The organism is Pseudomonas sp. BF-R-24, from assembly GCF_019947335.1.
Lineage (GTDB): Bacteria > Pseudomonadota > Gammaproteobacteria > Pseudomonadales > Pseudomonadaceae > Aquipseudomonas > Aquipseudomonas jessenii.
Genome location: NZ_JAGYGG010000046.1, coordinates 13,581 through 33,221 on the forward strand (window position 1 = coordinate 13,581; position 19,641 = coordinate 33,221).

The 19,641-nt window shown below is 58.2% G+C and carries 18 protein-coding genes and 2 pseudogenes; 13 read left to right on the forward strand and 7 right to left on the reverse strand.

Annotation, left to right across the window (positions count from 1 at the left end; genetic code table 11):
* The first annotated feature begins 14 nt into the window (after positions 1-14).
* On the forward strand, positions 15-1,898 hold the full coding sequence (locus KGA98_RS25200; protein WP_154910509.1) for a feruloyl-CoA synthase: 1,884 nt from the start codon (positions 15-17) through the stop codon (positions 1,896-1,898).
* 8 nt (positions 1,899-1,906) lie between these two features.
* Positions 1,907-3,148 carry a thiolase family protein gene (locus KGA98_RS25205; RefSeq protein WP_223504341.1) on the forward strand — a complete coding sequence of 414 codons (1,242 nt, stop codon included), beginning with the start codon at positions 1,907-1,909 and terminating at the stop codon, positions 3,146-3,148.
* Positions 3,149-3,267: 119 nt separating this feature from the next.
* Here the strand turns inward: KGA98_RS25205 and KGA98_RS25210 are convergent, their stop codons facing one another.
* On the reverse strand, positions 3,268-4,179 hold the full coding sequence (locus KGA98_RS25210; RefSeq protein WP_154862259.1) for a LysR family transcriptional regulator: 912 nt from the start codon (positions 4,177-4,179) through the stop codon (positions 3,268-3,270).
* 109 nt (positions 4,180-4,288) lie between these two features.
* On the opposite strand from KGA98_RS25210, the gene KGA98_RS25215 reads away from it, so the two are divergent.
* The 4 genes from KGA98_RS25215 to KGA98_RS25230 all read left to right on the forward strand — a co-directional run bounded on the left by KGA98_RS25215 (position 4,289) and on the right by KGA98_RS25230 (position 7,956).
* The gene (locus tag KGA98_RS25215; protein WP_223504315.1) at positions 4,289-5,128 is read left to right on the forward strand and encodes a hypothetical protein; all 840 of its coding nucleotides are present in this window, start codon (positions 4,289-4,291) and stop codon (positions 5,126-5,128) included.
* Positions 5,129-5,282: 154 nt separating this feature from the next.
* Positions 5,283-6,251 (forward strand): ABC transporter substrate-binding protein, encoded by a 969-nt coding sequence (locus KGA98_RS25220; protein WP_150813667.1) that lies wholly within the window; start codon positions 5,283-5,285, stop codon positions 6,249-6,251.
* Between the two features lie 109 nt (positions 6,252-6,360).
* Positions 6,361-7,479, forward strand: a complete 1,119-nt coding sequence (locus KGA98_RS25225) for an S-(hydroxymethyl)glutathione dehydrogenase/class III alcohol dehydrogenase (protein WP_223504317.1) — start codon at positions 6,361-6,363, stop codon at positions 7,477-7,479.
* A gap of 93 nt (positions 7,480-7,572) precedes the next feature.
* Entirely contained in the window at positions 7,573-7,956 is a 384-nt protein-coding gene (locus KGA98_RS25230; RefSeq protein WP_057715289.1) for a VOC family protein, read from the forward strand.
* Between the two features lie 168 nt (positions 7,957-8,124).
* Here KGA98_RS25230 and KGA98_RS28800 read toward each other — a convergent pair.
* Both KGA98_RS28800 and KGA98_RS25235 read right to left on the reverse strand, forming a co-directional pair.
* Positions 8,125-8,256, reverse strand: a pseudogene (locus KGA98_RS28800) (IS30 family transposase); the annotation flags it as partial.
* Between the two features lie 322 nt (positions 8,257-8,578).
* Positions 8,579-9,415, reverse strand: a pseudogene (locus tag KGA98_RS25235) (patatin-like phospholipase family protein); the annotation flags it as partial.
* Between the two features lie 367 nt (positions 9,416-9,782).
* Here KGA98_RS25235 and KGA98_RS25240 point away from each other — a divergent pair.
* The 3 genes from KGA98_RS25240 to dsdC all read left to right on the forward strand — a co-directional run bounded on the left by KGA98_RS25240 (position 9,783) and on the right by dsdC (position 13,649).
* The gene (locus tag KGA98_RS25240) at positions 9,783-11,123 is read left to right on the forward strand and encodes a gluconate:H+ symporter (protein ID WP_057715308.1); all 1,341 of its coding nucleotides are present in this window, start codon (positions 9,783-9,785) and stop codon (positions 11,121-11,123) included.
* 43 nt (positions 11,124-11,166) lie between these two features.
* The gene (dsdA, locus tag KGA98_RS25245; RefSeq protein WP_223504320.1) at positions 11,167-12,519 is read left to right on the forward strand and encodes a D-serine ammonia-lyase; all 1,353 of its coding nucleotides are present in this window, start codon (positions 11,167-11,169) and stop codon (positions 12,517-12,519) included.
* 161 nt (positions 12,520-12,680) lie between these two features.
* The gene (dsdC, locus tag KGA98_RS25250) at positions 12,681-13,649 is read left to right on the forward strand and encodes a DNA-binding transcriptional regulator DsdC (protein ID WP_223504323.1); all 969 of its coding nucleotides are present in this window, start codon (positions 12,681-12,683) and stop codon (positions 13,647-13,649) included.
* An 8-nt stretch (positions 13,650-13,657) separates the two neighbouring features.
* On the opposite strand, the gene KGA98_RS25255 is transcribed toward dsdC, so the two are convergent.
* Positions 13,658-14,275: a LysE family translocator gene (locus KGA98_RS25255; protein ID WP_223504325.1), complete on the reverse strand. Its 618-nt coding sequence runs from the start codon at positions 14,273-14,275 to the stop codon at positions 13,658-13,660.
* A 184-nt stretch (positions 14,276-14,459) separates the two neighbouring features.
* Between KGA98_RS25255 and KGA98_RS25260 the strand changes: the two genes are divergently transcribed.
* On the forward strand, positions 14,460-14,912 hold the full coding sequence (locus KGA98_RS25260; protein ID WP_090457843.1) for an Lrp/AsnC family transcriptional regulator: 453 nt from the start codon (positions 14,460-14,462) through the stop codon (positions 14,910-14,912).
* A 174-nt stretch (positions 14,913-15,086) separates the two neighbouring features.
* On the opposite strand, the gene KGA98_RS25265 is transcribed toward KGA98_RS25260, so the two are convergent.
* Positions 15,087-15,542, reverse strand: a complete 456-nt coding sequence (locus tag KGA98_RS25265) for a VOC family protein (protein WP_223504327.1) — start codon at positions 15,540-15,542, stop codon at positions 15,087-15,089.
* Between the two features lie 186 nt (positions 15,543-15,728).
* Here KGA98_RS25265 and arsN2 point away from each other — a divergent pair, with 186 nt between their 5' ends.
* The 3 genes from arsN2 (at position 15,729) to KGA98_RS25280 (ending at position 17,449) form a co-directional block, all read left to right on the forward strand.
* The gene (gene arsN2 / locus KGA98_RS25270; protein WP_150814520.1) at positions 15,729-16,178 is read left to right on the forward strand and encodes an arsenic resistance N-acetyltransferase ArsN2; all 450 of its coding nucleotides are present in this window, start codon (positions 15,729-15,731) and stop codon (positions 16,176-16,178) included.
* Positions 16,179-16,327: 149 nt separating this feature from the next.
* On the forward strand, positions 16,328-17,101 hold the full coding sequence (locus KGA98_RS25275; protein WP_150814519.1) for a ParA family protein: 774 nt from the start codon (positions 16,328-16,330) through the stop codon (positions 17,099-17,101).
* Between the two features lie 132 nt (positions 17,102-17,233).
* Positions 17,234-17,449: a hypothetical protein gene (locus KGA98_RS25280; protein WP_057715303.1), complete on the forward strand. Its 216-nt coding sequence runs from the start codon at positions 17,234-17,236 to the stop codon at positions 17,447-17,449.
* A 201-nt stretch (positions 17,450-17,650) separates the two neighbouring features.
* Here KGA98_RS25280 and puuE read toward each other — a convergent pair whose 3' ends face one another.
* Both puuE and KGA98_RS25290 read right to left on the reverse strand, forming a co-directional pair.
* Positions 17,651-18,544 (reverse strand): allantoinase PuuE, encoded by an 894-nt coding sequence (gene puuE, locus KGA98_RS25285; RefSeq protein ID WP_057715302.1) that lies wholly within the window; start codon positions 18,542-18,544, stop codon positions 17,651-17,653.
* Positions 18,544-19,416 carry a GNAT family N-acetyltransferase gene (locus tag KGA98_RS25290; protein ID WP_223504329.1) on the reverse strand — a complete coding sequence of 291 codons (873 nt, stop codon included), beginning with the start codon at positions 19,414-19,416 and terminating at the stop codon, positions 18,544-18,546. The genes puuE and KGA98_RS25290 overlap by 1 nt, the downstream gene beginning before the upstream one ends.
* Between the last annotated feature and the right edge of the window lie 225 nt (positions 19,417-19,641).

Below are 19,641 nucleotides of genomic sequence, written 5' to 3' on the forward strand. Positions count from 1 at the left end.
TGGAGAACAAGCACGTGAGTTCCGAATTCAGATCGCAACCCCACACCGAGGCCTGCGCGCCGCGCTACCGTCACGTGGCCATCGGTCGCGCAGCGGTCGAGGTGACAGAACAGCAGGGCGCGTTGCACATGCGTTCCCTGGAGCCATTGGCCGAGTATCCACCGCGACTGCTTGACCGTTTGGTGCTTTGGGCCAAGGTGCGTCCCGAGCAAACCTTTATCGCCGCCCGCCAGGCCGACGGTGACTGGCGCCGGGTCAGTTACGCCGAGATGCTCGAGAGTGTTCGGGCCATCGCCCAAAGCCTGTTGAGCTACGGCCTGTCAGCAGACAAACCGCTGGTGTTGCTCTCAGGCAATGACATCGAGCATTTGCAACTCGCCTTCGGCGCCATGTACGCGGGCATTCCCTACTGCCCGGTGTCTCCGGCCTATTCGCTGCTGTCCCAGGATTTCGCCAAGCTGCGTCACGTCTGCGATCTGCTGCAACCTGGCTTGGTGTTTGTCAGTGATGCTGCGGCCTACCAGCGCGCCATCGATGCCGTGATACCCGCTGAAACGCCCATGATTACCGTCCGGGGTGAAATCGCGGGACGCCACCAGGTGAGTTTCGCCAGCCTGCTTGAACAACCGGGCGGGGCCGAGGCCGAGGCCGCTTTTGCTGGTACGGGGTCGGACAGCATCGCCAAGTTCCTGTTCACCTCCGGCTCGACGAAGCTGCCCAAGGCGGTGATCACCACCCAGCGCATGCTGTGCTCTAACCAACAGATGCTGTTGCAGACCTTTCCGGTGTTCGGCGAAGAACCGCCGGTGCTGGTGGACTGGCTGCCGTGGAACCACACTTTCGGCGGCAGCCATAACGTCGGCATCGTGCTCTACAACGGTGGCAGCTTTTACTTGGACGACGGCAAACCCACGGCGCAGGGGTTTGCGCAAACCCTGCGTAATCTCAAAGACGTGTCGCCTACGGCCTACCTGACCGTGCCCAAAGGCTGGGAAGAATTGGCCTCGGCACTGGAGCAGGACGCGGAGCTGCGGGAGATCTTTTTCAAGCGTATCAGTCTGTTTTTCTTTGCCGCCGCCGGTCTGTCGCAAAGTGTCTGGGACCGCCTCGACCGGATCAGCGAACAGCACTGCGGTGAGCGTATCCGCATGATGGCCGGGCTCGGCATGACCGAGGCTTCGCCGTCTTGCACCTTCACCACCGGGCCGTTGTCCATGGCCGGTTATGTCGGCTTGCCGGCACCAGGTTGTGAGGTGCGCCTGGTGCCGGTGGACGGCAAACTCGAAGGACGCTTTCGTGGGCCGCACATCATGCCCGGTTACTGGCGGTCACCACAGCAGACCCACGATGCGTTCGACTCGCAGGGCTTCTACTGCTCCGGAGATGCGCTCAAGCTCGCCGACCCGCGCGATCCGCAATTGGGGCTGATGTTCGACGGGCGCATCGCCGAAGATTTCAAGTTGTCATCCGGGGTGTTCGTCAGCGTCGGGCCGTTGCGCAGCCGCGCGGTGCTCGAAGGTTCACCCTATGTCCAGGACCTGGTGGTGACCGCGCCGGATCGCGAGTGCCTGGGCGCGCTGGTCTTTGCGCGGATGTTCGAATGTCGACGGCTGTCAGGGCTGGCGGCCAGTGCCAGCGACGCCGAGGTGTTGGCCAGCGCGCCGGTGCGCGAGTGGTTCGCCGGCTGGTTGCAGCGATTCAATCGCGAGGCCACGGGCAATGCCAGTCGCCTGGAATGGATCGCCTTGCTTGACGAGCCGGCGTCCATCGATCGGGGGGAAATCACCGACAAGGGTTCGATCAACCAGCGTGCGGTATTGCAGTGGCGCGCGGAGCAGGTCGAGGCGCTGTATCGCGGGCTCGATCCAGCCATCCTGCGCGCCGGGGCGAAGTCGTGAGCGAAGTCCTGAACACCGGCGGGCAGTACTCGGCCTTTGCCGATGCGGCGATTTTCGATGCGGTGCGCACACCGTGGGTGGACCTCGGTGGGGCACTGGCCGAGGTGTCGCCGATCGACCTGGGCATCAAGGTCGGGCGCGAAGTACTGGCGCGCGCGCAAGTTGACCCGCTGGCAGTCGACAGCGTGCTGGCGGGTTCCATGGCCCAGGCCAGTTTCGATGCCTACATGCTGCCACGGCACATCGGCCTCTACAGCGGCGTGGCGCAATCGGTTCCGGCACTGGGGGTGCAGCGGATCTGCGCCACCGGTTTCGAACTGCTGCGCCAGGCCGCCAGGCAACTGGATGACGGCGTGCAATTGGCCCTGTGCGTGGCCACCGAATCGATGTCGCGCAATCCGATTACGGCCTATACCCATCGAGGCGGTTTCCGCCTTGGCGCGCAAGTGCAGTTCAAGGATTTTCTCTGGGAAGCCTTGTACGACCCGGCTCCCGGGGTGGACATGATCACCACCGCCGACAACCTCGCGCGGCGTTATGGGCTGAGTCGAGAAGCGGTGGACGCATACGCCTGTGCCAGTCATCAGCGGGCATTTGCGGCACAACACGCGGGCTGGCTGGCACCCGAGCTCGTTGCCGTGGGGCATCAGGTGTTCGAACTGCAAGGCTATCAGCCACGGGGCATCCGCCTGTCACGCGGCGTCGACACGGTGAGTGAAGACAGCCACCCACGGCCCGGAGACATCGCGGCGTTGTCCCGGTTGCGCACCGTGCACGAAGGCGGGGTGCAAACCGCCGGCAACAGTTGTGCGGTGGTCGATGGCGCGGCGGCGGCCCTGGTCGGGCGCGCTTCGGCCCGTCGGGATACACCGTTGGCCTTGCTGCGGGCCAGCGCGGTGGTCGGGGTGGCGCCGGAGTTCATGGGCATCGGTCCGGCACCGGCGATTCGCCTGCTGCTGCAGCGCAGCGGCTTGAGCCTGGATCGGATCGACCGCTTTGAAATCAACGAAGCCCAGGCCGCCCAGGTCCTGGCAGTGGCTCAGGAGCTGGAGCTGGACCCTTCGCGTCTGAACGTCCAGGGTGGTTCGTTGGCACTCGGCCACCCCTTGGCCGCCAGTGGCTTGCGCCTGGTGCTGACCCTGGCCCGACAACTGCGTGAGCACCATCTGCGTTACGGGGTTACCGCGGCCTGTGTTGGCGGTGGGCAGGGCATGGCGCTACTGATCGAGAATCCCGCCTGGCGTGCCTAAGATTTCGTCGGCTGACGGGCAAGCTGTGTTCTCTGCCAATGACTGCTTCTGGCCGATTGTTGCCCGTCGCGAAGGGCTGCAATCGACTAAAAAACCATTTTTTACGCGCTAACCAGCGATTAGCTGCGTTCAGGCTTTCCTGAATTTTTAATCCAGGTATCAAGCTCCGTAACCATTTTACTGACCTCGCTATCTTCCCGTTCCGAGGGACGAACGATTGCGTTCCAGGCGATATCCAGGCCGTCATTCAGGGCCGCCCACGCAAGTTCCCCGCGTTCAAGACTGGGGGTTACCAAATCCCGTTGCAATATGCTGATTCCGTATCCTGAGCGGACCAGTTCAACGATGGCTTCGATCAACTCCACCGTGATCATGCGGCGCGGCAAGATGCTGGCGGGGGCGAAGAAACGGTCATACTCCCAGCCACTGGCGCGATCGGTCGAATACGTCACCAGGTTGTAAGTCTTGAAGTCTTCCGCATAGATATTTTTCCTTCCCGCAAGGGGATGATCGGTTGCCATGATTGCAATCAAATCGTCCCGAAAAAGTGGCAACTTCGCGACACCGCTAGGCACCATGCCGTCATCGATAATGGACACATCCAGTCTGCCTTGCATCAGGCTCGCGTAAACGTCGTTACGGGGCACGGTCACCAGTGTGATTTCGATGTCCGGCCGAAGACTTGAGTAGTGCTTGATGAATTTTGGAATCCAGCGAAATGGGCCGTAGGAGGTGACACCCATACGGACAAACGCTGTGACGCCACCAGCCATGGACCGGGCCTCGGACTCAGCCTCATTGAGTATGGCGATGATGTCTTTGGCGGCCCGTTCCAGGCGCACGCCGGCAGGGCTGAGTCTGAGCTTTCCTCCTGATCTTTCCGTCAGGCTCACGCCTAGCCGCCGCTCCGCTTCGCGTATGCGGTGACTGACGGCTGAAGGTGTCAGCCATAAACGTTCGGCCACCGCGGTGATCGAATCGACTTCCGACAAGGTTTGCAACATCACCAAGTGATCCAGCGTCAGTCTCATGGGTATACGACCTGAAAATAATTCACAAAATTGCGTAAAATTATGAGCGTGACTTGTTTTTGGTGCCGATGCAATCTGAATCCAGCAGAGCCAACGGAGACCAACAACAATGACTACCCTGCCTTTCACACCTGCGCTAACCCTGGGCGATCTCGTCGATCTCGAGCGTTACCCAATCACCGATCGCACCAGCCCCGCTTATCTCGCACTGGTCACTCACAGTCAGTCGTTGCTGGCACAAGAGGGCGTTGCGATCTTTCCGGGTTTTGTTCGCAATCCATCGGTTGTCGCGATGGCGCAGCAGACACTTGCACTGCACTCGCGCATGTTTCATTTTCGGGAAAGCCACACGGTTTATTTCAAACCTCAGGACGAAAGCGTTGATCCGGAACACCCGCTACGACGCTTGATGAACACGGCAAAAGACACCGTTGCCTATGCCGATATTCCTGCCGACCATTTGATCCGGCAGATCTATGGATCGGACGAAGTCCTTGCTTTCATCAAAGATGTTTTGGCTCTGGACACGCTCTATCGTCATGCCGATCCATTAGCCGCCCTTAACTTGCAGGGCTTCACGGCAGGGCAGGAGTTGGGGTGGCACTTTGATCGTTCCGACTTCAGCGTCACGCTGTCGCTTCAGGCTGCAAGCGCCGGTGGGGATTTCGAGTATGTGCGGATGCTGCGCAATGAAAGCGACGATTGCTATGACGCGGTCAGGCAATTCCTCGATGACTCGCAAACACAGGAGGTAGAGGTTCTGCCTCAAGTGCCCGGCACCCTGACATTGTTCCGCGGCCGCTATTCACTGCACCGGGTCACGCCGGTGGAAGGGGACAGGCTGAGGCTCAACGCGGTGTTTGCGTACGTGGACCAACCCGATGTCGAGTTCAGTGCCTATGCGCGCCAGTTGTTCTACGGGCGTACTTCTGTTGATCCATTAGCTTGAGCTTCGCCAATAACAATAAATGCAATTGATTCACGCCTTTGTTTCACGTGTTTGCGCACGCACTTGTCCATGCTAAATCTGATGGACTCGTTTGCTCCTGTGTCGCACACAACAGTTCGCTGCCCCCAATAATAATGATTCGGAGCGTCTGATCATGAAAAACAGGAAGAGTTTGTTGGCCTCGTTGCTCACCCTTGGCTTGCTTGTCGGTAGTGCTTCAAGCCAGGCCTCAGGTTGGTGTGAATCGGGCAAGTCGGTGAAATTTGCCGGGTTGAACTGGGAGAGCGGGATGCTCCTCACCGACATCATGATGATCGTGCTCAAGGATGGTTATGGCTGTGCAACGGATCAGTTGGTGGGTAACACCATCATTCTCGAGACCGCACTGGCCGGCAACGACATTCAGGTGTTTGGCGAAGAGTGGATGGAGCGCAGCGAAGTCTGGAAAAAGGCGGCGGCGGCCGGAAAGGTTGTCGGGGTTGGCGCTCCGATCATTGGTGCGACTCAGGGCTGGTATGTGCCGCGTTACGTCGTTGAAGGGGACGCCAAACGTAACCGGCCGGCGCAGGCGCCCGACCTCAGGACAGTCGCGGACCTGAGCAAGTACGCGAGTGTTTTTCGCGATTCGGAAGAACCGTCCAAAGGCCGTTTCTACAACTGTCCTGCGGGTTGGATCTGTGAGCAGGACAATACCGAGATGTTGAAAGAGTATGGTCTTGAAAACACGTTCACAAACTTTCGTCCAGGTACCGGTGCGGCATTGGATGCGGCTGTCCTGTCCAGTTACAAACGCGGTGAGCCGGTGCTGTTCTACTACTGGTCACCGACGCCGCTGATGGGGCAGATCGATGCGATAAGGCTGGAGGAAAAGACCGGCGCCAACAAAGACGTCATCACCATGGTGGGACTCTCCAAGGCATTTCATGAACAGGCTCCTGAACTGGTCGCAGTACTGGAGAAGGTCAACATTCCCATCGACTTGTTGAATCAGAACCTGGCGAGGATGACCCGGGAACGCATCGAATCGCCGAAGCTGGCCAGGATGTTCCTCAAGGAACACCCGGAAATCTGGCATGCCTGGGTCGACGAAGCCGCAGCAAAGAAGATCGAGGCATCGCTCTAATCGGCCTCAAGGGCAAGGACGCCCGCCCTCTGTAACGCTCCTCTGAACACAATCTCTTGACTGTTTCTACACAGGAACGGCGCCTCTTTGCGTCCGGGAAATCACGAACATGATCAAATCACGAGCGGCCGTCGCCTTCGCGGCGAACCAGCCTCTGCAAATTGTCGAAGTCGATGTAGCGCCGCCGCAAGCCGGTGAGGTGCTGGTACGCATTGTTGCGACAGGTGTCTGCCATACCGATGCGTTTACGTTATCCGGCGCTGATCCCGAAGGGATCTTCCCCGTTATTCTTGGCCACGAAGGTGGCGGTATCGTCGAAGCGATTGGCGAGGGGGTAACTTCACTGGCGGTGGGCGACCATGTGATCCCGCTCTACACCCCGGAATGTGGCGAGTGCAAATTCTGCACCTCCGGCAAGACCAATCTTTGTCAGAAGATCCGTGCCACTCAAGGCAAAGGTTTGATGCCAGATGGCACCAGCCGATTCTCTTACGAAGGGCAGCCTGTCTTTCACTACATGGGCACCTCGACGTTCTCCGAATACACCGTGCTTCCCGAAATTTCCCTGGCCAAAATCCCCAAGGATGCGCCACTGGAGAAGGTCTGCCTGCTCGGTTGCGGTGTGACCACCGGCATTGGCGCGGTGATCAATACGGCCAAGGTGGAGGAGGGAGCCAGCGTGGCAATCTTCGGTCTGGGTGGCATCGGCCTGGCAGCCATTATCGGTGCGACCATGGCCAAAGCCGGTCGAATCATCGCGATCGATATCAACCCGGCCAAGTTCGAGATAGCCAGGCAACTGGGCGCTACCGATTTCATCAACCCCAAGGATTACGACAGGCCGATCCAGGACGTGATCATCGAGATGACCGAGGGCGGTGTGGACTATTCCTTCGAATGCATTGGCAACGTCCATCTGATGCGCGCCGCCCTGGAGTGCTGCCACAAGGGCTGGGGTGAGTCGGTGATCATTGGCGTCGCTGGCGCCGGTCAGGAAATCAGTACCCGTCCTTTCCAGCTGGTGACCGGGCGCGTCTGGCGCGGCTCGGCATTTGGCGGTGTGAAAGGACGTAGCGAGCTACCCAGCTATGTTGAGAACGCGCAAAAGGGCGACATTCCACTGGATAGTTTCATTACCCACACCATGGGGTTGGAGGAGATCAACAGAGCCTTCGACCTGATGCGCCAAGGCGAAAGCATCCGCACCGTTATCCATTTCGATCGCTGACTCAACAGGTTTGGCGAAACCCGTCAGGGCCAGTCAAAGGCGCGAAAACCTGCAACATCAACCCACCATATCTACACCAAAGAGAGCACAAAGATGACCATTTTCACTCATGTGACCGTCGGTACCAACGACCTGCAAAAAGCGCGCAGCTTCTATGACAATGTCCTGGGTACCCTGGGCCAAAAACGCATCGCTGATCTGGACGACAAGGGGTCGATCTGGGGGGAGAGCGCTCCGTCCTTCTTCGTGCTGAAACCGGCGAACGGCGCCCCGGCCAGCGTGGGTAACGGTGTCACCATCAGCTTCGAAGCGCCGAATCGTGCGGCCATTGACGCTTTCCACGCCGCGGCGCTGGCCAGTGGCGGCACCGACGAAGGTGCACCGGGTCCGCGAGGCTGGGCACCTGACGCCTATGCGGCTTACGCTCGGGATCTCGATGGGAACAAGCTGGCTGCGTACTGTTTCAAGCCAGCCTAAGCTTCAAGACGAGGCATCATTAGATGCTTCGTCTTAGCCCTTACTCGCAAGGATTAGTAACTGTAAGGTTGCAACGGTGGCTTGAACAAGCCCGTTTAACCTTGGTGTTCGAACGACAGCTTCTGGCCGATAGCTGCCCATCACGAAGGGCTGCAATCGACTGTGGATTCAACCGGTCGACGCAACAGATTGGCTCAATCTTTCAGCGGGTGTTTCGTAGTTCAGAGTTTTCCGAGGGCGGTGATTTATGCCACGGATAGCCCTTCGCGCTGAGTTGAAAGGCGTAATCGAATAAACGCTTCATGTACTCGCCATCGAATTTCTTATTGCGCGGAAAGTAAAAGTCGGAGCCAATGTACGCAAGATTGAAATCCGCTCCATCCTGCTGCGCCATACGGTAAATTCGCTCCAGGTCGCTGATCCCCTGAGTTTGAATCAATGCACTGATGGCTCGACCGCCGATGCTCAATGTACGGCGTTTCGTCCCGGACCACTGCGGCTCCAGTGTCCCGTTACGAATGACATAGAAATGCCGTTCGAGTCGCAAAGGTGCTCCGGTGGCTCTGTTCAGCGCCATCTTTGTGCCAGGTGGGTAAAGGAACACCTGAGTGATGACCCCACCGTCCACGTGCATTTCCTGAAACTGTTTGCCGTCAACGTCTACATCGATCATGACGGGTGAGACGGCGCCGGGAATACTCATCGACGCGATCATGATGTTGCGGAAGAGGTCGAGCGCTCCCGGTGCTTCGCTTGCGGCAATAGTGCCCATGTTCCAAGTGACTGGCCGCCCTGAGTCAAGGTCGGTTGTGCCGATCAGCAGGATTCGCCCTTTGGCGTATTCCGACGCAATCGCCGCAAGAGTTTCCGCGGTGATGTACTTTGTGATGAGCCGCGACAGTGGCTTGCTGTCCGCTATACCGTCGCTGGCAAGACGGGTCAGCACGTTTCGCGAATGAAAAACGTCTTTTGGACCGATGGCGTTGGCGATATACCGAATGACTTCGTCGTACTCGGATCCCAGGTAAGCGAACGGGGCGACCAGGGCGCCCGCGCTAATGCCCGTGACGACCTTGAACATGGGGCGAGTCCCATGCGTGGTCCACCCCGTAATGAGTCCTGCTGCGAATGTGCCTGCGTCACCGCCTCCCGAAACTGCCAGCATATTTGCCAGCGGCAGGATGTTGTTCGGTTTCCCTGCCTTGGCGAGAGCCTCGCTCTCGCGTTTGTTGCCCTCAGTTGCATCCTGAATGAACAGAGTCAGGTCGTGGTCCAACCAATAGCGAGCATTGGGAATGCCAGGGATGACCGCTTTTTCCGTTAACGTTTGCGGCACAGCATCACGGCGTGGCAAGCCCCCTTGCAGGAACATGTTCAGCGTCGAGGCGCCAGGTCTGAGCGCGAATGGTTTCAAAACGCCTCCTCCGGCCCCTGCAGTCGACAGCAAGCGCGCGCTCATCGTACTCGAGAAAGTCCTTACCCATGGTGCCCGAGATGTCTGCACGCCAGCCGACTGCGACACATCATTCGAACGCCAGCCAGCTCATTTTGCGCTCCTTGACATGATAAAAAAACTCATTGGCCGCGCGCTTCAGGTTCACTTGGCCTGCGAGGCTTGCTTCCAGGCTTTGATAGCCTCCAGTCCCTTGTAGATATGGCTCGAACTTTCATCACTTCACGCCATGCACTCACCATAGATGACCTCATGTCATCCATCCCTTGAAAATCCATCCTTTGTCAGGTCCCTGTGTTGCGCTCTCTAATGCCGAAAAGCTGAGTGACCAAGATCACTTGTTTCAACAATAAAAGCTCTTTCAGGAGATTGTATGCACAGTGGTCCCACTCTATTGGTGGTGTTGTTTTCCGCCATCATTCTGATCGTTTTTCTAATCGTCAAAGTGCGTGTCCACGCATTCCTGGCCTTGACCGCTGCGAGCTTTGTGGTGGGCATCGGTTCCGGCATGCCACTGGCGCAAATGGCCTCTTCCTATGAAAAAGGTGTCGGTGGAACACTCGGATTCCTGGCAACGATCATTGGCCTTGGCGGCATACTCGGCAAGATGCTGGAAGAATCCGGTGGCGCGGAGCGCATTGCCCAGACGCTATTGAGCACCCTGGGTAAAGAGCGTGCCTCATGGGCCATGATGCTAGTAGGGTTTATCGCGGGCATCCCGGTGTTCTTCGAGGTTGGATTCGTTCTGCTGATTCCCCTGATCTATGTGGTCGCCAAAGAGACCCGGATCAACCTTTTGTACCTGGGCGTGCCCTTGGCCGTGTCGCTGATGGCGGTTCATTGCATGTTGCCCCCGCACCCTGCCGCGATGGCCATCACCGGGCTGCTGGGCGCCGATGTCGGCAAGGTCATTGTGTATGGCCTCATTATCGCGCTACCTACCGCCATCATTGCCGGGCCGCTGTGGATCAAGCTGGTCTGCAAGAGTGAAGCGCCTGACACTCAAGAAGCTTTTCTGGACGAACATTGCGTTGACAGCGCGACCCGGGACTTGCCAGGCCTTGGCTTGACACTGCTGACCATCCTGCTGCCACTGCTGCTGATGGTCGGCAAAAGTTTTGCGGCCGGACTGCCCCATGACTCCGGGCTCTTCAGCATCGTTTCGTTCCTGGGCACGCCGCTGATAGCACTGTCCATTGCTGTGGTGTTCGCTTACTGGGCGCTGGGTTTGCGCCGCGGCTTATCAATGCCTGACTTGCTCGCGCACACTCAGAAGAGCTTTCCTCCGCTGGCCAGCATTCTGCTGATCATCGGTGCCGGTGGGGCATTCAACGGCATCCTGGTCGACAGCGGCGTGGGTAACGCGCTGTCCGGCTCGTTGACGCAATTGAATATGAATCCCATCGTCCTGGCGTGGTTGGTGGCAGGGCTGATGCACTTCGCCGTCGGTTCAGCAACGGTGGCAATGATCAGCGCCGCCGGCATGGTGATGCCGATGCTGAGCGCTCATCCCACCGTGAGTAAGGAAATTATCTGCATTGCCATCGGTGCCGGCGCCATTGGCTGGACCCATGTGACGGACTCGGCCTTCTGGGTGGTCAAGGAGTACCTGGGAGTCTCGCTCGCCGAAGCGTTGAAGAAATTCACCTCGGCCACCGTACTGGCTTCATTGATCGCGCTGGGGCTGACCCTGCTGCTGTCGCAATTCGTTTGATTCAACCCGTATTTTCCGCCTGATTGTTTAAAGGGACCACGCCATGATTTTGGGCAAGACACTTGAAAGCTGGTACGCCAGTTATCCTTTGATTCGCGATCTGGTCGCGCTGCAAGAAACCACTTGGTTCAACCCTGCCGTGGCGTCGGTCGCGGAATCGATTGGCGATGTGGGGTTGACGGCCGCAGACGTCGCCGATGCCAGCGCGCGACTGACGCGTTTTGCTTCTTACCTGCGGCGCGCGTTTCCGGAGACGGAGTGCAGTGGCGGCATTATCGAATCGGACATTCTGCCCGTACCACACCTGCAGCAATTGCTCGGCGAGCGCTACGGTCAGGCGTTGCAAGGGGCGCTGTGGCTCAAGCGGGACAGCCATCTGCCGATTTCGGGCTCCATCAAGGCGCGTGGTGGCATCTATGAAGTGCTCAAGCATGCCGAAGACCTGGCGTTGGCCGCGAATCTGCTGACGCTTGATGACGACTACGCGGTGCTGGACAGCGATAAGGCGCGTGCCTTTTTCGGCCAATACAAAATAGCCGTTGGCTCGACCGGCAACCTTGGCATGTCCATCGGCATCATGGGGGCGGCATTGGGTTTCCAGGTGACCGTGCATATGTCGGCGGATGCGCGGCAATGGAAGAAAGACAAGTTACGCTCACACGGCGTTACCGTTATTGAGTACTCCTCCGATTACAGCGTGGCCGTCTCGCAAGGCCGTCAACAAGCGGAGTCTGATCCAGCCTGCCATTTTGTGGACGATGAAAACTCGGTCAACCTGTTCCTGGGCTACTCGGTGGCTGCCGAGCGCCTGAAAAAGCAATTGGCAGCGGCTGACATCACCGTGGATGCGCAACATCCATTGTTTGTTTATCTGCCCTGTGGGGTGGGTGGCGCGCCTGGGGGCGTGGCCTTCGGCCTGAAGCTAGCCTTCGGCGACGCTGTCCATTGCATCTTCGCCGAGCCCACACACTCGCCATGCATGATGCTGGGCGTCTATACCGGCCTGCACGACGAAGTGAGCGTGCAAGACTTCGGCATCGACAACGTGACGGCTGCCGACGGCCTGGCCGTCGGACGCGCTTCAGGTTTTGTCGGCAAGGCCATGCAGCGCTTGCTTGATGGTTTCTACACGGTCAGCGACGAGGAAATGTACAGTTTGCTGGCACTGATGGAGCGCAGCGAAGGTGTGCGCCTCGAGCCATCCGCGCTCGCCGGCGTGCCCGGCATTGCCAGAGTCCAGGCCGACCAGCAGGGCTACCTGGCTCGTGCGCGCCTGGACCGTCAGGCCATGGTGCAAGCCACCCATCTGGTTTGGGCAACGGGCGGCAATATGGTGCCTAGCGACGAGATGGAAGCTTATCTGGCCAAGGGCCGTGAATTGCTCGCCAAAGGTTAATCTGGTCTGAATGGACCCGAATTGCCTGGACTCGACAGAGTTCTCGCTGATTTAAGCCTGAACCGGATGTGGCAAGATCAACGTCTTGCCACATTCGTTACGTTTGCCCGCTGGAAATGCGTACAACGCAAGGCGGCTTTTGGGTTTGAGGGAAAACTGTCGTGCTCAACCTTCCTCCACGTATCAGCTCCAGGCTCAACAGCAGCCAGTTCGCGAACCTTCACACCTTTTTGGTTGCCGCTCGTCATCTGAGCTTCGCCCGTGCGGCAGAGGAGCTGTGTTTGACCGCAAGCGCCGTGAGCCACCGCATAAGTCGTCTGGAAACCGCCTTATCCATGAAGCTGTTCCAGCGCCTGACCCGGCAGGTCAGCCTGACCGACGAAGGCGAGCGTATCTTCGAAATACTCCAGAATGCGATGGGAGAATTATCCGAGGCACTCGAGCAATCGACACAGGCGGAAATTGCCGGCTCGATCGCGCTCTATGTCAGGCCTTCCATTGCCCAATGCTGGCTGGTTCCCAGGCTGGCGGATTTTATCGAGCGATATCCCTTGGTGTCATTGGACCTGCGGGTAGGCAATGACAATGTCGACTTTCGAACCCGTAAAATCGACTTGGCCCTGTACTACGCCAATGGCGAGTTTCCCGGGTTGACGAGCCATCGGTTGATGCGCGAGCGGCTGGCCCCGGTGTGTAGTCCCGAGTATGCGCGACGCCATCGCCTGGAGGAGAACCCGGACAACTTAAGGAACTGCACAATCTTGCATGACTCCCTGGCGTGGGATCATGCGGCCTATGATGCCGAGTGGACGCTTTGGGCAGAGCAACACAACATGCTCGCGGCACTTCCCAAACGTAGCTTGACCTTCGATCGCTCTGATTTATGTGTGACCGCAGCCATGAACCACGCCGGCATTGCGATTGGCCGTCAGCAGCTTGTGCAGAAGCGGGTTGATCGCGGCGAGCTCGTCCTGCCGCTCGCTGAATTCAGCCGCTCAGGCCACTACGATTACTATCTGGTTCACCCGTCGCTCGGCACTATCCCTAAGCGACTGCTGGTTTTCATGAACTGGCTACGAGAATGCGCACATCAATCATCACCTCTGGATGAGAGCGACGACCTGTCCTGATGAGGCAATCAAGCCGGCATCTGTTCGGTAAACAGCGTCACGGCGATGATGATCATGATCGCTCCGGAGAAACGACTAACCCATTGAGCGGTGGCTGGGCGTGCCTTTAGAACAACCTGTGAGCCAAAACCGACCAGGAGATAAATAACGCCACAACTGACGGTGTGGACGAGCCCGAGCACAATCATCTGCGTCGGTACAGGCCAGGGGGCAGTGGCATCGGCAAACTGGGGCAAGAGCGCCAGGAACAGCAGGAACACTTTCGGATTCAAGCCGCTGACGCAAAGCCCCTTGAGCGCCCAGCGCAACCATGAGCCTGACGCCTGAACTTCATCGGTGTGGGGTGTGGAGGGACGGGTGAGCATGTTGATGCCCAACCAAAGCAGGTAACCCGCCCCGGCCACCGTCAGCACTGACATGACCCCAGGATGGTTGGCGACCAGGGTGCCGACACCAGCGGCTACCACCAATGTGGCAATCAGGTGGCCGGATAGCAGTCCGCCCACAGCCGGTATGACGACGCGATGCTTCAGGCCAGCGGATATCGCGTAGGCCCAATCCGCTCCGGGCGTAACGACGAACAGAAACGACACCGCCCAGAAGGCAACAAAGACACTGAAGGTCATGGCGTCACCCACGCCCGTTTATCAATCATCGCGTTATTCATCATCCCGCCTCTCATAGGCCGCCCCTCTTGTTTCCTGAAGAGGAGTACGGCTGTTAATGGATGGGGGAAGATTAATGAAATATTGTTAGAATTAACTTTCAAAGGTGGTCGTATTTTCGTCGCAGTGAGGGAGATTATTCTACGTGGACAGAACTGACCGGAAGATTCTTGCCGAGCTGCAAAAGGATGGCCGTCTTTCGGTCACTGAACTTGCCGAACGCGTCGGCTTGAGCCTTTCACCCTGTCATCGGCGAGTGCGGGCACTGGAGGACTCCGGTGTATTGCTGGGCTACCGTGCGCAGCTTGATCCCGGTGCACTGGGCCTGAATTTTTCCGCAATGGTATTTGCCACGCTCCGCGAGGGTGACCGGCAAGCCGTCGAGGCGTTCGAGGCGGCGCTCATTGAAATACCTCAGGTGGTCGATGCCCAAAGGTTGTTTGGGGAGCCGGACTACCTGCTGCACGTCATTGCCCAGGACTTGCCCGCCTTTCAAAGGCTTTACGATGAGAGCCTCTCGACATTGCCTAATGTGCAACGGCTCACCTCGACCCTGGTCATGAAGCGGGTCATTCAAGACAGACCGCTACCTTTGTGATCTGCGCGGCACATCTTCTGTTTATTTCAGGATTTTGTGGGGGGGGAGGCTGCTTCTGACCGGTTCTGTTGAAAAAGTGGTTCCCCTGTCTGTCAGTACAGGTGCTTCTCGGGCATGCGAAAAATGGGTATGACCGTTGAATCCACAGCAAGCAGACGCTTATCGCCGCATCACTCAGGCAAATGCAGCTTCTACAAATGCCTCTAGCGCCTTGTCTTCCAGGATTTCGATAGAGAAGTGCCCGAAGCGCTTGGGCAACCAGATAATGCGTGTCCCGGACGGGGATTGCAGGTTCGCGCGGGCCAATGGCTTTCCGTTTTCGTCTTCTGGCTGAACACCGGCGACCATCAGTTCGTCATAGGCCTTCTCGATGTCCGGCGTCGAATAGCAGTGGCGATAAATCATCCCTTCACCCGAGGAGTCCAATAGCTCCCTCAGGTTCCCGGCCAACGGCTGTACTAACATGAAACGCTCTTGACCGATCAGCGCAATCGCGTAGCGAACGTGCAGACCACCTCGCTCCCAGACGAGCGTTTTGGAGATCTTGGCGTTCAGTATCTGTACGTAGTAAGCACAGGCTTCGTCGAGATTCTTGACCAGTACATCGATGTGACTGAACTTCAGTTCCATTGCATGCCTCCTGCCGCCCCTGCGTCCTATTGACCATGGATGAGAAATGGGTACCGATCTTGAGAGTGCTCAATCGCAGACCGAGGTCAGCATGCCATTAACCGCTCTCTTGCGTTGCAGTGATCTTGTCGACACCGGTAATTACTACCGTGAAACTCAGTGAGTCAGAAGCAAGGGTGGGCGGCAATGCAGGCAAGAAAAGTAGGGCCGAGTGATCTTGATCATCTGTGTAAGTCATTAAGCCAGGCAGGGCTGCCCTTCAGTGATGTCAGTGAACCAGATCGACAGTTTTACCGGTTCGAAGTGGATGGGGAGTGGGTGGCTTATGGGGGGCTCGAGGGTGCGGGTTCCGATCTGTTGCTTCGCTCAATAGTCGTTTGTGAGACGCATCGTGGAGAGGGGCTGGGTAAAGCGGTGTTGTCTGAACTGGAACGCTATGCGGTTTCTCAAGGCGCAGTCCGATTGCACCTGTTGACTCAAGGCGCTGCTGGTTTTTTCTCTGCCAATGGATACGAACTGCTTGGCAGGGACGAGGCGCCTGCGGCTATCACCCAGACAGTTCAATTCAAGCATTTGTGCCCTGCATCGGCGAACTATCTGCGCAAGTTGCTTAACGGTCCCCCTTGTACTGATTAGTCATTGATGTGCATCAGCACTCCGAGTGATTGAAGCTGGCCTGATGGACTGACTGTCGTAAAACTGTAATGTTGCGGTCATAGAATTGAAATGACTACTTAGATTTTCTTCAGTTGGCCTTAGGCCACTTTCATGGATGAGCAAGCCCGATGCGTCGTGTCGTATTCAATCAGAAAGGTGGTGTTGGAAAATCCAGCATTGCCTGCAATCTTGCCGCTGTAAGTGCTGCCGAAGGTTACCGAACGCTGCTGGTTGACCTCGATCCCCAGGCAAACTCGACTCACTACCTCACGGGACTACTCAACGAGCGCATTCCCGCAGGCATAGCCGATTTCTTCAAACAGACACTGTCCAGCGGCTTCGAAGGCAGAAGGAATCGAGTGGCCATAACCGAGACCCATTACGACAACCTTCACCTGGTGGCTGCCAGCCCTGAACTCTCAGACATACAGGCAAAACTTGAGAGCAAGTTCAAGATCAACAAGCTACGCAAGTTGTTGGTTGAGCTGTCCGGGGACTATGAACGCATCTATATCGACACACCTGCGTCGCTGAATTTCTACACATTCAGTGCACTGGTGGCTGCCGATCGAATACTGATTCCGTTCGATTGCGACAGTTTTTCTCGTCAGGCGCTGTATCGCGTTCTCGCGCAGGTAGAAGATCTACGTTGTGATCACAACGAATCACTGGAAGTGGAAGGGGTGGTGGTTAACCAGTTCACTGGGCGCACTGGCATGCACCAAAGTCTCATTGATGAGCTGTTGGCAGAGGGGTTACCTCTGCTACCGGTTTACCTGAGCAGCTCCGTCAAGATGCGTGAATCTCACGAAGTTTCAGTCCCTCTCGTCCATTTGGCTCCTCGCCACAGGCTTTCGCTGGAGTTTGTTGGCTTGCTGGATGCCCTGGAGCGGGCCGCTTAGCTTCATCACTGATGGATTCGGCTAGCGTCGACTCAGCCGGAGTCGGTGATTCAGAACCCGTTCGTGCAGCTGAAACACTGGCGAAACATTCCAGCCTTATGATTCGCGTCACTGAAACCTGGGGGGTTGGAGATGAATCGGCCATCAAGAAGCATGCGCAAACTGCTCGACTCCGTCGCAACCAATAATGAGGTAGCGGCGCTTGATGTGATGCGCGCAGCAGAACAGCTCCAGGACGAGGTGCTTCGTCAGCGGTTGCTCAACATGATTCACCAGCTCAACCGCGATGCCAATGACTTGCGGATGGCGCGCGACGATATCCAGGGCGGCACCATAAAGCTCGCATGACCAGTCATCTCTTCTGGATTCAGCCGGTGGATCCCGCCACCACCGCAGCGAAGTTGTTCATTGTGGATTAGCGGATTGAGGTGTTGAACCGCATAGCGCGCCCACCCGATTTGTTTGTAGCCAGCACGGTCGCGTACTGGGGTTCGAAACATATTGCCACTTCATTGGGCGTGGCTCAGGCCGTCCCGAGCCACTTATCACTCAGGCGGGGAATTGGGCAATCCAGTGCCTGGCAATCTCTTCACGCCTACAGATCCACACCGCGTCGTGGCCTTGCACGTAATCCAGAAAACGCGCCAGCGCCATCGCACGACCAGGATGGCCACTGATCCGCCCATGCAGGCCGACGCTCATCATCTTCGGGTGGTGCGCGCCCTCCTGCCACAGCAGGTCGAAAGCATCCTTGAGCAGCCGGAAGAAGTCTTCACCGCAGGCGAAACCATTCGCCAGCAAATAGCGGGCGTCGTTGTTGACCAGCGTGTAAGGGATCACCAGGTGGGCGGGCGAGCCCGGGAGCCAATAGGGCAGGTCATCGTTGTAAGCGTCCGAGCTATAGAGAAACCCACCTTCCTCACGCAACAGGCGGCGGGTGTTCTGGCTGACCCTTCCTGTGTACCAACCTGTGGGGCGTTTACCGCAGATCTGCTCGATCACGTCGAGGGTGAGGCGGATATGGCGCCGCTCCTGGTCTTCAGGCATGTCGCGATAGTCCAGCCAACGGTAGCCATGCCCGGCAATCTCATGTCCGGCAGCGCAGAGCGCATGGCCAATCGCCGGGGTGAGTTCCAGTGCCCGGCCGACGGCGAAAGCGGTCAGCGGCAAGCCTCGGGCGCTGAACAGCTCCAGAATGCGCCACACACCTGCGCGCGATCCGTATTCGTACATGCCCTCTACGCTCAAGTCCGGTTCCCCCACACGCGGCGGACGGCCCGGTAGCTCGTGAAGCCAGGCCTCCGACTGTGCATCGCCATTGAGGATGCATGACTCCGCGCCCTCTTCGATGTTGAGTACGAACTGGACCGCGACGCGCGCCTCACCGGGCCAGCGCGGGTGGGGTGGGCAGCCGCCATAACCGATGAGGTCGCGAGCGGACATCAGCCCAGCTCGAAAGTCGTGACGCCGAACACACGTTCGTGCGCGATCGCCGGAGGAGGGCCGAGGTACATGCGTGCGCAGCCGAAAACTTCGATCATGCCCTGTTGGTGCACGAGCGCCATCGCGGCGGGGTTATTCTGCGGGGCATCGAGAAACAGCGGGCCACCCTGCGCAAATTCCGCCAGGCGCGCGTAGAGGGCATTGGCTGCCAGGGCGTCATCGGCGAACAAGGGGCCGATCTTGCAGCCTTCCCGGCAGCGCCTGACTACGCCATAGCCGCTTAGCCTGCCGTCGCGCCGGCAACCCACGGCGAGTGCATCGGCTTGGGCTATCCACCCGCTCAGGAAGGTTGCGCGCGCGGCGGGGAAGCAGGTGCGGTCGTAATCGATAACCTGATCGAGCGGGAAAGTGGCCAGCGGGACGATGTCCTGGTCGTCTATTTGCGAGGTCGCCGGGCGTTCGGTGATCTCGGCACGAAAACGCATGTTGCGATGGGAGAAGACGAAACCACCCTTGGCGTAGTAGTCCTGCATCGCGAAGACGCCGTCCATGCCGATGCTCGCGCCTGGGCGCAGGCGGGCGAGGAGTCGCTCGCGGCGTGCGTGCCAGAGGGTATTGCCCAGACCTTGACCGCGATATTCAGGCCGGACGATGAAAAAGCCCATGAAACCGAATTCGCCATCGTAGGAGGTGATGGCACCGCCGCCGATCAATTCGCCGCCCCGGGACGCCGCGATGAAGGCGGCAGGGTCCGTCGCCCAGAACAGCTCGGCATCGTGAAGACCGGGATTCCAACCCTCACGGGCAGCCCAATCGACGAGCTCGTCCAGCTCGGGACGGGCCATGTTGCGTATGACCAGCTGATTCGACACCGCGAAGTTCTCCTCAGTCGCTAATCGAGCGTGTGGTCCATCCCCACTCTGAACCCTTTCGGTATAGCTTCAACCCGAGTTTTGATCCAGTTCGTCACGTCACCTGCAGAATATGTTCGGTCCCATTGAATTGTCCTGAGTGCGAGGCCCGGTTGTTTTCTGCTGCGGAAACCATGGTCGACTTTTTCAACAGCGTCGGCCGAAAGCGGTCCTTGGATGAACGTC